We start from the raw sequence: 14081 nt of genomic DNA on the forward strand, positions 1-14081 counted from the left end.
CAGCGTCTGTGCAACCAACAAGGAGAAAGCTTCATGGGAACCGTTTATCACGCACCGCATTTCGACCCCACGGTGGATGAGCTCGAAGCGCTCAAGCAACTGGAGCTGGGCCGTGCCATCAGCGTGCCCGAGGCGCTCACGCACCACCTGTCGGGACGGCTCTACGAACGCGGCTACGTGGCCAAGAATCCGGCCGGCGATCTGGCCATCACCGACGCGGGCCGCCAGCTGATCCGCCGCCAGGAAAGCTGACCGCCAGCCCTCGCCCCAACGACCCGACCCGGCCCCATGCCGGTGTCCGCACCCGGCGCCGCCCCTCCAGCCATGGAGGGGCCGCCGGGTTTTTTGATGGGAGGCCGGGTCCCGAGACCCCGCTGCAACCGCCTTCGTCCTACAGACGACCCGCGGGAGGCGGTTTTAAGGTATCGCCTGTGCTGCTTCACGGCGTGTTGAACCCCAAGCGGCACGACAAACCCATCCGAGGAGCAGCCATGCCAAGAGGTGACAAGTCGGCGTACACAGACAAGCAAAAACGCCAAGCCGAACACATCGAAGACAGTTATGAACACCAGGGTCTCAGCAAGCCGGAGGCCGAGCGCCGGGCCTGGGCCACGGTGAACAAGGATTCCGGCGGTGGCAAGCAGTCCGGCAGCGGACGCAACCCATCCAACCGCTGACACGAGGAGATTCTTCTCACCCTTTTTGTGCCCCCAGCGTCGTGGATGCCAGTCATAGCTTGCTTCCGATGGTCTGTTCCTATTGAAGGATTGAACATATGAAAGAAACTCTGACTGTCCTCGCCGGATTCATGCTGTTTTCCAGCCTTGGAATCGCCTATTTGGCCGCTTCGGTCATGAGCGGTCTCTGAGCTGCAGGAAACAGAGCATCTCGGTCCGCATCCCGACGCCGGCACCCGGCACCCCGTACCGCCTTCCATCCCGCCGCCACCCACTTTTCCATCCTCCATGGCCTCCCATCCTCCCGCCCCAGGCAAGGCCGACCTGCCCGTCGAGCCCGATGTGCCCGCGCCCCCGCCCGAACAGGCGGATGAACCACCGCATGTGCAGTACGCGAGCGGCCATGCTGCAGGGAGCCTCCGATGAATCGCGGAGGTACCGAGCGGGAGGTGTCCGACGCGGAAAAGCGTGTGGGTGCCGTGCTGGAAAAGCTGGAAGAACAGACGGACTCCGAGGTGGAGAAGATCGCCCTCGAAGACGTGGTGGACACCGATGCCGAAACCGGCCGCCCCGAAGTGCGCAAGGCCGTGGACATCCGGGTCAAGCCCAAGGTGCAACGCAAGTGGACCAAATGAGGCTTTCAGCCGCTTGAAGCCGGTACTGCATCGAACAATCAGTGTCGCGATCCAGTTTTAATTAAAAACTGCTTTCGAAATCTGCCGACCCGCACGCCACCCGCGCTGCGGGTTCTTTCTTGTGTAGGCAGCTGCTGACGCCAACGGATGGCTTCCGCCCGCGCGGGCTCTGCGGATCGGGTCTTAGCCTTCAGGTCATGCAAAGCCATTTTGTTTTGCACTTACCTCACCGAAAGGAATCACCATGAACACCGATCAAGTCAAAGGCGCATTGAAGGACGTGGCAGGCAAGGTTCAACAAAAGACCGGCGAGCTGATCAACAGCCCCGAGCAGCAAGCCAAGGGCGTTGCCAAGCAGGTCGAGGGCACCACCCAGAAGAACTACGGCGACGCCAAAGAGAACATCAAGGATGCCGTGAAGTAATGCCTGCATGAGGCGTTTCGCCTCTGCGGTTGAAAAGCCCCGGTGCGGCAACGCGCCGGGGCTTTTTGCTGGCCGCTATCCCGGATGAGCGCTGTGAACCTGAAGCGCCACGCGCATTGGCACCATGGGGAGGGCCGGAGCGCAGAAAGCAAAAAGCCCGCGAAGGCGGGCCATTCATTCAGAGTGTGCAAGATGCAGCGAGGAACAAGCTGCTGTGCATTCATGGCCAGAAAGCCATGGTGCCCGGGGCCGGAATCGAACCGGCACGCCTTGCGGCGGGGGATTTTGAGTCCCCTGCGTCTACCAATTCCACCACCCGGGCGACGCGAAGATCGAAGCCGCGAATTATGGCACAGTAGCGCGCTATGAAGACCTATCCCACCATCGAAGACGCGATTGGACACACCCCCTTGGTCGCGCTGCAGCGCATCGGCGCGCAAGAGAACGCAGAGCGCGGCACCGTGGTGCTGGGCAAGCTGGAGGGCAACAATCCGGCCGGGTCGGTCAAGGACCGGCCTGCGCTGTCGATGATCCGCCGGGCGCAGGAGCGCGGAGACATCCAGCCGGGCGACACGCTGATCGAGGCCACCTCGGGCAACACCGGCATCGCGCTGGCCATGGCCGCGGCCATCAAGGGCTACCGCATGGTGCTGGTGATGCCGGAGGATCTGTCGGTGGAGCGCGCGCAGACCATGAAGGCGTTCGGTGCGGAACTGATCCTCACCCCCAAGAGCGGCGGCATGGAATACGCCCGCGATCTGGCCGAGACCATGGTCAAGCAGGGCAAGGGCGTGGTGCTCGACCAGTTCGCCAACCCCGACAACCCGCGCATCCATTACGAGACCACCGGCCCGGAGCTGTGGGAACAGACCGAAGGGCGCATCACCCACTTCGTGAGCGCCATGGGCACCACGGGCACCATCACGGGCGTGTCGCGTTTCCTGAAGGAAAAGAATCCCGCCATCCAGATCATCGGCGCGCAGCCCAAGGATGGCTCGCGCATCCCCGGCATCCGCAAATGGCCGCAGGAATACCTGCCCAAGATCTACGACCCGAGCGCGGTGGACGAGACGATCAACGTGGGCCAGGACGACGCCGAGGACATGTGCCGGCGCATGGCGCGCGAAGAGGGCATCTTTGCCGGCATCTCGGCGGCGGGCGCCTGCTGGGCCGCACAGGAGATCGCGCGGCGCGAATCGAATGCGACCATCGTCTTCGTGGTCTGCGACCGGGGCGACCGCTACCTGTCCACGGGCGTGTTCCCGGCGTGAGCCGGCCGCTGGGATGCCCTGGATGGGGCGCCGCACCGGCTTTCAGGCGCAAAAAGGCCGCATGCCGGGGTATCCATTGCCTTATCTGCTATTGAAAATGTAGCGCCTATGTACGAAACCCGTTTCTGCACCCACTGCGCCACGCCCCTGGCGCGCATCACGGTGGCCGAGGATGGCGGCGATGTGGAGCGCCTGCGCTGTCCGGCCTGCGGCTGGACGCACTGGAACAACCCCACGCCCGTGCTGGCGGCGGTGGTGGTGCGCGACGGGCAGGTGCTGCTGGCGCGCAATGCGGCCTGGGCGGGCAAGCAGTACGCGCTGATCACGGGCTTCATGGAGGCGGGCGAGACGCCCCAGGAGGGCATCACGCGCGAGATCAAGGAAGAGACCAACCTCGATGTGAGCGCGCTGGCGCTCATCGGCGTGTACGACTTCCAGCGCATGAACCAGGTCATCATCGCCTACCACGCGGTGGCGCACGGCGAGGTGCGGCTGTCGCCCGAACTGGTTGACTATCGCCTGCTGGCGCCCGAGGCCGTGAAGTGCTGGCCGGCCGGCACCGGCTACGCCCTGGCGGATTGGCTGCGAACCCAAGGCATCGAACCCGAATTCGTGGATCTGTTCCACAGCGGCGCAGCCCCTTCCGCTGCTTAGAATGGGGCTCATTCGCCCAGGAAGCATGTGATGGACATCCACAAGGAAATCGACACCCGCGGTCTCAATTGCCCGCTGCCCATTCTCAAGGCCAAGAAGGCCCTGGCCGACATGGTGAGCGGCCAGTTGCTCAAGGTGGTCTCCACCGACAACGGTTCGCTGCGCGACTTCCAGGCGTTCGCCAAGCAGACGGGCAACGAGCTGGTCGAGCAGCAGACGGTGGGCGACGAATTCATCCACCTGCTGCGCCGCCGCTGAGCGCCAGCAGGGCGGCCTTTCCGTCTCAGGAGCTGATCCGGCCCGGCACCGCGGCGACGCAGCGGTGACCGGGCCAATTTGTGTTCGCAGTGCCCTCAGTGCAGGGCCGCACCGGGCCCTGCGCCTGTTTCAGATCTCCACGGTCTTGAGGTATTCGCGGAAGGCGGCACCCACCTGAGGGTGCTGCAGCGCCAGTTCCACCGTCGCTTCCAGAAAGCCTTCCTTGCTGCCGCAGTCGTAGCGCTTGCCTTCGTAGCGGAAGGCGTACACGGCCTCGCGCGCCATGAGGCGGGCAATGGCATCGGTCAGCTGGATCTCGCCGCCCACGCCCTGGGGCTGGTTGCGGATCTCGTCGAACACGCCGGGCGTGAGGATGTAGCGGCCGGCCACGCCCATGCGCGAGGGGGCGTCTTCCGGTGCGGGCTTTTCCACGATGCGGTCGATGCGGATCAGCGGGCCGCCGGCGGGCTCGCCGGCCACGATGCCGTAGCGGCGCACCTGGTCGGCGGGCACTTCCTGCACGGCCAGCAGCGAGCGGCCCTGCTTGCGGAACGCGGTGGCCATCTGCGCCAGCACGGGCTGGCCGCCGGGCAGGCCGACCATCAGGTCATCGGCCAGCAGCACGGCGAAGGGCTCGCGGCCGACCAGCGGCTCGGCGCACAGCACGGCGTGGCCCAGGCCCAGCGAGCGGGGCTGGCGCACGAAGGCGCAGTCCATGTCGCTGGGGGCGACCGAGCGCACCAGCTGCAGCAGGTCGTTCTTGCCGGCGGCTTCGAGTTCGTTTTCCAGCTCGTAGGCGGTGTCGTAATGGTCTTCGATGGCGCGCTTGCTGCGGCCGGTCACGAAGATCATGTGGCGGATGCCGGCGGAATAGGCTTCCTCGACCGCGTACTGGATCAGGGGCTTGTCCACCACGGGGAGCATTTCCTTGGGGGATGCCTTGGTGGCGGGCAGGAAGCGGGTGCCCAGGCCTGCCACGGGGAACACGGCTTTGCGGATCGCGGAAGTGTTGTCGGTCATCGATGGTCCTTCTTGGGGTCGGTCAGTCGGTGTCGTAAAGGGTGAACGTGGGGGCGAAGCCCGCGCTATCAAGCCAGCCGGGCCAGCTGGTCGCGCAGGCGGGTCAGCGTGGCGCCGAAATCGGCCACGCGCTTTTTCTCCTGGTCGATCACGGCGGGCGGTGCCTTGGCCACGAAGGCCTCGTTGGACAGCTTGGCCTGCGCCTTGGTGATCTCGCCGTCGATGCGGGCGATCTCCTTGGACAGGCGGGCCTTTTCGGCCGCCACGTCGATCTCCATGTGCAGGCACAGGCGGACGTCGCCCACCACGGCCACGGGCGCGGCCTGCGCGGCAGCGGCCCAGGCGGCATCGTCTTCGAACACCTGCACCTCGCTGAGCTTGGCCAGGGCCTGCAGCGCGGGCGCGGCCGAGCGCATGAAGGCCGCATCGCCCACGGCGTAGAGCGGCAGTCGCGTGGCGGGCGAGACGTTCATCTCGCCGCGCAGCGTGCGGCAGGCGTCCACGAAGGCCTTCAGGCGCGCCACGTGGGCGATGGCGGCTTCGTCGACCTTCTCCAGCTGCGCTTGGGGGTAGGCGGCGATGCTGACCGATTCACCCGCGCGGCCGGCCACGGGCGCGACCTTCTGCCACAGGGCTTCGGTGATGAACGGGATCAGCGGGTGCGCCAGGCGCAGGATGGTTTCCAGGGTGCGGATGAGCGTGCGGCGCGTGGCGCGCTGCTCGGCCGGCGTGCCGGTCTGGATCTGCACCTTGGCGATTTCCAGGTACCAGTCGCAGAACTCGTTCCAGACGAAGTCGTAGATCGTGTTGGCCACGTTGTCCAGGCGGAACTCGGCAAAGCCCTTGGCCACCTCGGCCTCGACCTGCTGCAGCAGCGAGACGATCCAGCGGTCGGGCTGGCTGAAGGCCAGATAGCCGCCGCCTTCGCAATCGGCCGGGGTGTGCTCCTGCAGGCCGCAGTCCTGGCCTTCGCAGTTCATCAGCACGAAGCGGCTGGCGTTCCAGAGCTTGTTGCAGAAGTTGCGGTAGCCCTCGCAGCGCTTGCTGTCGAAGTTGATGCTGCGGCCGAGGCTGGCGAGCGCCGCGAAGGTGAAGCGCAGCGCATCGGCGCCGTAGGCGGGAATGCCCTCGGGGAACTCCTTTTGCGTGTTCTTGCGCACCTGGGGCGCGGTCTCGGGGCGGCGCAGGCCGGTGGAGCGCTTTTCCAGCAGGGGGTCGAGCGCGATGCCGTCGATCAGGTCCACCGGGTCGAGCACGTTGCCCTCGGACTTGCTCATCTTCTTGCCCTGCGCATCGCGCACCAGGCCGTGGATGTACACGTGCTTGAACGGCACGCGGCCGGTGAAGTGCGTGGTCATCATGATCATCCGGGCGACCCAGAAGAAGATGATGTCGTAGCCCGTCACCAGCACGGAGGAGGGCAGGTAGAGGTCGTAGTCCTTGGTGGCGTTCTGATCGTCAAGGGCTTCGGGCCATCCGAGCGAGGAGAAGGGGACGAGCGCGGCGGAATACCACGTGTCCAGCACGTCCTCGTCGCGCGTGAGCACCTTGCCCGCACCGGCCTGCGCCTGCGCCTCGGCCTCGTCGCGCGCCACGTACACGTTGCCCGCTTCGTCGTACCACGCCGGGATCTGGTGGCCCCACCACAGCTGGCGGCTGATGCACCAGTCCTGGATGTTGTTCATCCACTGGTTGTAGGTGTTGACCCAGTTCTCGGGCACGAACTGCACCTCGCCCGAGGCCACGGCGTCGATGGCTTTCTGCGCGATGCTCTTGCCGGTCGGGTCTTTTTCGCTCACTTTGCCCATGGCGACGAACCATTGGTCGGTCAGCATGGGTTCGACCACCTGGCCCGTGCGGGTGCAGATGGGCACCATCAACTTGTGCTTCTTGGTCTCGACCAGGGCGCCCGCGGCCTCCAGATCGGCCACGATGGCCTTGCGGGCCACGAAGCGGTCCAGGCCCTGGTACCTGGCCGGCGCGTTCTCGTTGATGGTGGCCTGCAGGGTCAGCACGATGATCATCGGCAGGTTGTGGCGCTGGCCGACCTGGTAGTCGTTGGGGTCGTGCGCGGGCGTGACCTTGACCACGCCGGTGCCGAATTCCTTGTCCACGTAGGCATCGGCGATGATGGGGATCTCGCGGCCCACCAGCGGCAGCGTCACCGTCTTGCCGATGAGCGCGGTGTAGCGCTCGTCCTCGGGGTGCACCATCAGCGCCACGTCGCCCAGCATGGTCTCGGGGCGGGTGGTGGCCACCGTGAGGCTGCCGCTGCCGTCGGTCAGCGGGTAGGCGATGTGCCAGAGCGAGCCGTCCTTCTCTTCGTTCTCCACTTCGAGGTCGGACACGGCGGACTGCAGTTTCGGGTCCCAGTTCACCAGGCGCTTGCCGCGGTAGATCAGGCCCTGCTGGTACAGGCGAACGAAGGTGTCGGTGACCACCTTGGAGAGCTTGTCGTCCATGGTGAAGTATTCGCGGCTCCAGTCCACGCTGTCGCCCATGCGGCGCATCTGCGTGGTGATGGTGTTGCCGCTGTGTTCCTTCCACTCCCAGACCTTGGCGACGAAGTTCTTGCGCGCCTCGGGCGGCGTGGCACCCATGTCGTGGCGGCTGATGCCCTGCTCCTGCAACTGGCGCTCTACCACGATCTGCGTGGCGATGCCCGCGTGGTCGGTGCCCGGAATCCACGCCGTGTTGAAGCCCTTCATGCGGTGGTAGCGCGTGAGGCTGTCCATGATGGTCTGGTTGAACGCATGGCCCATGTGCAGCGTGCCCGTCACGTTGGGCGGCGGCAGCTGGATGGAGAAGGCGGGCTCGCCCGCCTGGGCCTGGCGCGAGCCACGGTAGCCCGCATCGCCATAGCCCCGGCGTTCCCACTCGGGGCCCCAGTGGGCCTCGATGGCAGCGGGCTCGAAGGATTTGGACAGGCTTTCAAGGCCGGGTTGGTTCAGGGGCGAGCTCATGGGGTCTGGTGGGTGCAAGAAGAGGCCAACGGGCAGGCGGCTGCCTGGGCTTCGGGTCAGGAAGGGGACCGGGTATTTTAAGGCAGCGGCACCAGCGCTCCGCGGGCGCTGGGCCCGGCGGGCGGGCCGGATCTGCTATCGCTTTGTTACCTTTTGCCGAAGGCTGCAAGGGGATGTGAGCAAGATGGCTGCCGATAATCGTCGGCCTCGGAGCCATCGGGCGCACCCGCCAGGGGGTGGCCGGCTCCGTGCCGTGCCGCCAAGGTCCCATTCCCATTCCAACAAATCCGCACCCATGGCCCTTCACCCCTCGCTGCGCGCCGGTCTCGGCAAAGCCTTTCTCTGGTCGGTGCTGTCGCTGTTCGCGGTGCCGCTGGTCACCCTGTTCTTCGCAAACCATGTGCAGCGCGACCTGGACGCCAGGTTCCTCGCCGCCATCGAATCGCGCATCGACGCCGCCACGGACCTGTCCCCAGCGGACCGGCAGGAACAGAAGGACTACTACCGGGCGCATCCACCCTCCACGATCTGCACCGACCGCACGCCCGATGCCCAGGAATACCGCGAGGCCATGTGCCCGCCGTATTCCAACAACTGGCAGTTCTTCGTGGCGCGCACCGTGGCACTGTGGACGTTGGTGGCTGGCGCGCTGGTGCTGGTGGCCGCGCTGGCGCTCGGGGCGCTGGCCTTCGTCAACCGCCGGCTGCAGCACGCGAGCTTCGTGGCCGGCTGGCGCCTGATGACCGCCGCGAGCGCGCTGGAGGTGGTGGTGCAGGGCGCGATGGTGGCCTGGCTGTCGTTCTGGGTGACGGCGTATTTCTGGCACCGCTATTCGCCCAAGCTCATCATGGCGGTGGCGATCGGCGTGGCGGTGGCCGTGGTGCTGGCGGTGGTGGGCATCTTCAAGCGGGTGAACCGCCACAGCGAGGTCGAGGGCGAGCTGGTGCAGGAGGCCGACGCGCCGCTGCTGTGGCAGCGCATCCGCCACATGGCCGCGCGGCTGCAGACCGCGCCGCCGCAGCACATCGTGGCCGGCATCGACGCCAATTTCTTCGTGACCGAAGCGCCCATCCACGTGGCGGGGCAGGCGCTGACCGGGCGCACGCTGTTCGTCAGCATTCCGCTGCTGCGCCTGCTCGACCAATCCGAGGCCGACGCGGTGTTCGCCCACGAGCTGGCCCACCTGGGCGGCGGCGACACCGAAAGCAGCGCGCGCCTGGGGCCGAAACTGGTGCAGTACGACCAGTACCACCATGCCATGCGCACGTCCGGCCTGACGGCGGTGGTGTCCCCGCTGCTGGGCCTGTACCGCCTGATCTTCGAGTGGGCCCTGGCCCGCGACAGCCGGGCGCGCGAGTTCCAGGCCGACCGCATCGCCGCGCAGCTGGTGTCGCCCCAGGCCATCGGGCAGTCGCTGGTCAAGATCGCGGCCTATGCCAGGTACCGCCACAAGATCGAGAGCGACCTGTTCGACAAGGAAGAGCAGCTGGCGGGCGATCTGGGTATCGCGCACTTCATCTCGAGCGGGCTGCCGCCCTATGCGCAGTCGGCGGAGTTCCGCACCGCGATGCAGACGGCCAACGTGCCTCATCCGTTCGACACCCACCCGCTCATGCCCGAACGTATCCGCAACGTGGGCTGGGTGCTGCCCGAATCGGACTACGGCGCCATCGTGGTGCGGCCGCCCGAGCGCACCTGGGCGCAGGACATCCTCACGGCAGACGCCATCGAGCAACGCCTGTGGAGCGACTACGAGCAGGCCTTCGCGCAGGGCCACGAGCGCAGCCTCGCCTACCGCTACGAGCCGGCCACCGCCGAGGAACTGGCGGTGGTGCTCAAGTACTTTCCGGCGCGCCAGTTCGCGCTGAAGGGCGGCCACACGGTGCAGGTGAGCCACGAAGGCATCGCCACGTCGGCGGATGGCACCACGGTGCCCTGGGACGCGGTGAAGGCCATGGCCTTCAAGGACAGCATCCTGGGCGATTCGCTCACTATCACGCACCCGGAAAAAAGCCTGCTGCGCGCCAAGAGCACGAAACTCAAGCTGCCGGGCCTCAAGAAGGACAAGCAGCGCTTCAAGGCGACGCTGGAGCACTACTGGGAGCGCCACCAGGTCATGCGCGGGCGCGAAACGCTGGACGATTGAGCGGCCAGCCCCGGCCCCAGGCTGATGCCCAGGCCGAGGCGCCGCGATGCGGGCCGGTCAGCCCTTGGCGTATTCCGGCCGGTCGTTCTGCGCAGGCTTGAGCGGCGCGGCGCTCTTGCCCTCGGCGCGCTCCTTGCGCCACTGCTCCTTGCGCGCGGTCCACTCGTTCAGGCGCTGGTGGGCCACTGTGCTGTCCTTTTCCATCTGCTGCGCATCGGCCAATTGCGCCGACAGCTCCAGGCGAATGCCGTTGGGATCGAAGAAGTAGATGCTCTTGAAGATGTGGTGATCGGTCACGCCGAGCACTTCGACGCCATGCGCTTCCAGGCGGGCCTTGGTGTTCTCCAGCTCCTGCACCGTGTCCACGCGGAACGCGATGTGGTTGACCCACAGTGGGGTGTTGGGCGAGGGCTCGGCCTTCACGTCGTCGCCCAGGTCGAAGAAGGCGATGAACGAGCCGTCCTTCAGCCGGAAGAAGAAGTGCGTGTAGGGGCAGTACTCGCCCGTGCTGGGCACGTAGTCGCTCTGGATGATGTGGTAGAGCGGCAGGCCCAGGATGTCTTCGTAGAACTGCCGCGTTTCCTCGGCGTCGCGCGCCTTGTAGGCGTAGTGGTGCAGCTGCTGCACGGCGGCGGGCGGGGGCAGGGTGGACAGGTCGGGTTTCGGTCTTGGCACGGCGTTCATGGCGGTCTCCGTCGGATGGATCTGAAAATTGTACTATCCGTAATACATTTCACCTAAGTGAATTTGCGTTGCCGGTCCTGCGGCCGTATAGTCCGGCCCTTCGATCGCTCCGATCGCCGCCACCGAGGTTCTTCACCCATGCGCCTGTAAGCCCCCTCCGTCCGTTCCGCTTTCCCCCCAACAATCCGGGGAGGCGGCCGATTCGATGGCTTGGAGCTTGACCATGGCGACATTCAACGCGGACGCCCGTCCGCACCGCGGTGCAGCGCGCACCGCATCCGTTTCCCTTTCCTCTTCTTCCACGTCTTCTACCCTGGCGGCTTGCGCGCCGGCGCGGGAGGGCGCGCTGCTGCGCCTGGCCCGGGTGCAATGGCGGGGACCCGACGGCGAGGCGCTCTGGGCCGAGCCGCCCACACTCCACCTCGCCCCCGGCATCACCGGCCTGGTGGGCGACAACGGCGTGGGCAAAAGCGTGCTGCTCGCCCTGGCGGCTGGCACGCTGGCGCCGGCCTCGGGCACGGTGGAGCGGCCGGGCCGCCTGCATGCGGTGGACCAGCACCGCGCGGGCGCCACCGTGGCGGCGCTGGCGGGCATCGACACCGTGCTGGGGGCGCTGGCCCGGCTGGAGGCCGGGCAGGGCGATGAAGCCGACCTGCTGCTCGCGGACGGGCAGTGGGACTGCGCGGCCCGCTGGCGGCGCGCGCTCGACGGCGTGGGGCTGGACCACCTGTCCCCGGATCGCGAAGCGGCCTGCCTGAGCGGTGGCGAGCGGGCCCGCGTGGCGCTGGCGGGCGCTTTTCTTTCGGGTGCCGACGTGCTGCTGCTGGACGAGCCCACCAACCACCTCGATGCGCCCGCCCGGCGCTGGCTGCTGTCGGCCCTGGCGGACTGGCGGGGCGCGGTGCTGGTGGCCACGCACGACCGCGCGCTGCTGGAGGCGGTGGACCGCATCGCCGAGCTCACCCCCCAAGGCCTGCGCCACTACGGCGGTGCGTGGGATGTCTATGCGGCGCAGCGCGATGCCGAGGCCCAGGCGGCCCAGGCGGCGCTGCACCATGCGCGCGCCGAACGCGATGCCGCACAACGCGATTTGCGGCGGCAGCACGACGCGCAGATGCGGCGCGCCGCCCGGGGCCGCGCGGCAGGGCAAGACGCGAACCAGTCGCCCCTGCTGCTGGGCCTTCAAAAAAACCGTGCAGAGGCCTTCGCGGGCCGGGAGCATGTGCGCCGCGAAGAGGCGGGCGAGCGGCTGGATGCCGCCGTGCGCGAGGCCGCCGGCCGGGTGGCGCCCGCTGCGGCCCTGGCACTGCCGTTGCCGGACAGCGCCATTCCGCTGGCCAAGCCGGTGCTGCAGCTGGAGCGCGCCGTGCCACCCCTGCCGTGGTCGCCACGGCGCAGCGGCCCGCCCCCAGCGCTCGACGGGGTGTGGAGCGGGCCGGTGCGCATCGCCATCACCGGCCCGAACGGCTGCGGCAAGACCACGCTGCTGCGCATGGTGGCGGGGCACCTCGCGCCCGCCTCGGGCCGGGTGCAGTGCATGGTGCGTACCGCCTGGCTCGACCAGCACAGCGCGGCGCTGCTGCCACCGGGGCTGAGCGTGCTGGAGCGGCTGGCGCAGACCGGCTCGCCTTTGCCGCCCGCCGCCTTGCGCACCCGGCTCGCGCAGCTGGGGCTGGACGCCGCCTGCGTGCAGCGGCCGGCGGGCACCTTGAGCGGCGGGGAGCGCATCAAGGCCGCGCTGGCCTGCGCGCTGTGGAGCGGCGCTCCGGCGCAGATGCTGCTGCTGGACGAGCCCACGAACCACCTCGATGCGCGGGCCGTGGCGGCGCTGCAGTCCGCGCTGGCGTCGTTCACCGGCGCGCTGCTGGTGGTGTCGCACGACCGGCACTTTCTGCAGGCGATTGCACCGCAGGTGGTGTGGGCGTGGGAGGAGGGCGGCTGGAATCTGGATGCGGCGCCGGCGGTCGCGCTGGCGTAACGCGGCCCACGGCCAAGAGCGGAGCGCGGCCTTCAGCGGCCGCAGAGAGGGCGGTGGGCGCAGGCCCCGGCTGGCCTTGTGTCAGGACGCCAGGACCGCGTTCTTCCAGGCCGCGGCCGCCGCCGTGGCGTCGCCGCGCTGCTCGGCCAGTTCGGCCAGGTGGCGCCACGCGCTGCAGCGCAGGCTGGCATCGCCCAATTGCCCCGTGGACTGGGTGAACAGTTGCTGCGCCTTGCCCCACAGCTGGCGCCGCAGGCAGGCCATGGCGGCCAGGTATTGCAGGCGCGCATCGCGGGGGTTGGCCTGCTGGGCCGATTCGATGCGGGCGAGCCAGGCGGCGTCGAGCGCGTCCAGGTTGTTTTCCAGGGCGCGCACCAGCTTGAGCGCCTGGTGGTCGGGAATGGCGTGCGGCAGTTCCACCATGCGTTCCCATACGGGCAGCAGCCACTGGCGCACCTGGCCAGCGTCGCCGCCCAGGGTGCTCAGGCGCTGCGCCGCATGGATGGCCAGTTCGGGCATGGCGCGCTCGGCGGGCTCCAGCGACATCCACACCTGCTGCAGCTGGGCCGGGTCGTGCGCGCCGTTCAGCAGTTCCATGGCCAGGCCGCGCACGATGCTCTGCGCCGCGGCGGGCGAAAACGCCCGGTGCTTGCCCAGCAGCCGCGCGGTCTCCAGGGCTTCCTGCGTTTGATGGGCCAGGCGCGTGGCCTTCAGGCGCGCGCGCAGCGCCAGCGTGCGCCGGGCCGCGCCCTGGGGCAGGGCGGCCAGGCGTTCGAGCGCGGCGTTGGCATCGCGCTCGTCCAGCGACCAGCGGGCCGCGCGCAGGTGCGCGCCTTCGCGCAGCTCCAGCTCGGTGACCGGCGCGCGGTCGGGAATGTTGTTGAGCGCATTTTGCAAATGCGCCTCGCGCGTGGCGCGGTCCTGCAGGGCGTGCGAGCTTTCGGCGGCCACCAGATGGGCCAGCGTGCGCAATTGGCGGCCATGGGGCACGGTCTCGCCCGAGGCCTCCAGCGCGCTCTCTTGCGCGAGGGCGGCGGTCGCGGCCTTGCGCGAGCGGATGAAGCGCCCGGCCAGCAGCTGCGACAGCGCATCGAGCAGCGCCGCGTGCATGGAGCGCTCCTTTTGCTGGGCGCGCCAGCGCCGCGCCTGGCGAGGCAGCTCCAGCAGCGCGGCCAGGGCGCGCAGCGCCGCATACAGCGTGGCGAAGCCACCGACCAGCAGCAGCAGGACGAGGTTGAGCGACAGATCGACGCGGTAGGGCGGCCAGAACAGGGTCACCGTGCCCTGGTTGTTGCCCGCGAACAGCGCGGCCGCGACGGCCACGCCAAAAAGTGCCAGAAACCAGAGTGCGGCGCGCATGGGTGGGCGGTC

The 14081-nt window shown here is 68.0% G+C and carries 14 protein-coding genes and 1 tRNA gene; 10 read left to right on the plus strand and 5 right to left on the minus strand.

Features of this window, described 5'->3' with window-relative positions:
* The first annotated feature begins 33 nt into the window (after positions 1-33).
* From R1Z03_RS13980 to R1Z03_RS14000, 5 genes are all read left to right on the plus strand, one after another.
* On the plus strand, positions 34-252 hold the full coding sequence (locus R1Z03_RS13980) for a hypothetical protein (protein WP_272548552.1): 219 nt from the start codon (positions 34-36) through the stop codon (positions 250-252).
* 239 nt (positions 253-491) lie between these two features.
* Positions 492-677 (plus strand): hypothetical protein, encoded by a 186-nt coding sequence (locus R1Z03_RS13985; RefSeq protein ID WP_317351876.1) that lies wholly within the window; start codon positions 492-494, stop codon positions 675-677.
* A gap of 288 nt (positions 678-965) precedes the next feature.
* Positions 966-1103 (plus strand): hypothetical protein, encoded by a 138-nt coding sequence (locus R1Z03_RS13990; RefSeq protein WP_272564448.1) that lies wholly within the window; start codon positions 966-968, stop codon positions 1101-1103.
* Positions 1100-1312, plus strand: coding sequence for a hypothetical protein (locus R1Z03_RS13995; RefSeq protein WP_317351879.1), 213 nt, complete (start codon positions 1100-1102; stop codon positions 1310-1312). The genes R1Z03_RS13990 and R1Z03_RS13995 overlap by 4 nt, the downstream gene beginning before the upstream one ends.
* A gap of 244 nt (positions 1313-1556) precedes the next feature.
* Positions 1557-1736, plus strand: a complete 180-nt coding sequence (locus R1Z03_RS14000; protein ID WP_284405902.1) for a CsbD family protein — start codon at positions 1557-1559, stop codon at positions 1734-1736.
* Between the two features lie 237 nt (positions 1737-1973).
* Here the strand turns inward: R1Z03_RS14000 and R1Z03_RS14005 are convergent.
* Positions 1974-2058: transfer RNA gene (locus tag R1Z03_RS14005), tRNA-Leu, on the minus strand.
* A 43-nt stretch (positions 2059-2101) separates the two neighbouring features.
* Between R1Z03_RS14005 and cysM the strand changes: the two genes are divergently transcribed.
* The 3 genes from cysM (at position 2102) to R1Z03_RS14020 (ending at position 3919) form a co-directional block, all read left to right on the plus strand.
* On the plus strand, positions 2102-3007 hold the full coding sequence (gene cysM / locus R1Z03_RS14010) for a cysteine synthase CysM (RefSeq protein ID WP_284428975.1): 906 nt from the start codon (positions 2102-2104) through the stop codon (positions 3005-3007).
* 108 nt (positions 3008-3115) lie between these two features.
* Positions 3116-3661: an NUDIX hydrolase gene (locus R1Z03_RS14015; protein ID WP_284405904.1), complete on the plus strand. Its 546-nt coding sequence runs from the start codon at positions 3116-3118 to the stop codon at positions 3659-3661.
* A 30-nt stretch (positions 3662-3691) separates the two neighbouring features.
* Complete coding sequence (locus R1Z03_RS14020; protein WP_272548545.1) at positions 3692-3919, plus strand: sulfurtransferase TusA family protein; 228 nt, start codon at positions 3692-3694, stop codon at positions 3917-3919.
* Between the two features lie 129 nt (positions 3920-4048).
* Here the strand turns inward: R1Z03_RS14020 and galU are convergent, their stop codons facing one another.
* On the minus strand, positions 4049-4939 hold the full coding sequence (gene galU / locus R1Z03_RS14025; RefSeq protein ID WP_284425092.1) for a UTP--glucose-1-phosphate uridylyltransferase GalU: 891 nt from the start codon (positions 4937-4939) through the stop codon (positions 4049-4051).
* 68 nt (positions 4940-5007) lie between these two features.
* Entirely contained in the window at positions 5008-7902 is a 2895-nt protein-coding gene (locus tag R1Z03_RS14030) for a valine--tRNA ligase (RefSeq protein WP_317351887.1), read from the minus strand.
* A gap of 295 nt (positions 7903-8197) precedes the next feature.
* On the opposite strand from R1Z03_RS14030, the gene R1Z03_RS14035 reads away from it, so the two are divergent.
* The gene (locus tag R1Z03_RS14035) at positions 8198-10048 is read left to right on the plus strand and encodes a M48 family metallopeptidase (RefSeq protein ID WP_317351889.1); all 1851 of its coding nucleotides are present in this window, start codon (positions 8198-8200) and stop codon (positions 10046-10048) included.
* 57 nt (positions 10049-10105) lie between these two features.
* Here R1Z03_RS14035 and R1Z03_RS14040 read toward each other — a convergent pair whose 3' ends face one another.
* Positions 10106-10732 carry a VOC family protein gene (locus tag R1Z03_RS14040; RefSeq protein ID WP_317351891.1) on the minus strand — a complete coding sequence of 209 codons (627 nt, stop codon included), beginning with the start codon at positions 10730-10732 and terminating at the stop codon, positions 10106-10108.
* A gap of 223 nt (positions 10733-10955) precedes the next feature.
* Between R1Z03_RS14040 and R1Z03_RS14045 the strand changes: the two genes are divergently transcribed.
* Positions 10956-12710 carry an ATP-binding cassette domain-containing protein gene (locus R1Z03_RS14045; RefSeq protein WP_317351894.1) on the plus strand — a complete coding sequence of 585 codons (1755 nt, stop codon included), beginning with the start codon at positions 10956-10958 and terminating at the stop codon, positions 12708-12710.
* A gap of 81 nt (positions 12711-12791) precedes the next feature.
* On the opposite strand, the gene R1Z03_RS14050 is transcribed toward R1Z03_RS14045, so the two are convergent.
* Entirely contained in the window at positions 12792-14069 is a 1278-nt protein-coding gene (locus R1Z03_RS14050; protein ID WP_317351897.1) for a heme biosynthesis HemY N-terminal domain-containing protein, read from the minus strand.
* Positions 14070-14081 lie beyond the last annotated feature (12 nt).

The sequence above is a fragment of the Acidovorax sp. BLS4 genome (assembly GCF_032929295.1).
In the GTDB taxonomy this organism is placed as follows: Bacteria; Pseudomonadota; Gammaproteobacteria; order Burkholderiales; family Burkholderiaceae_C; genus Paracidovorax.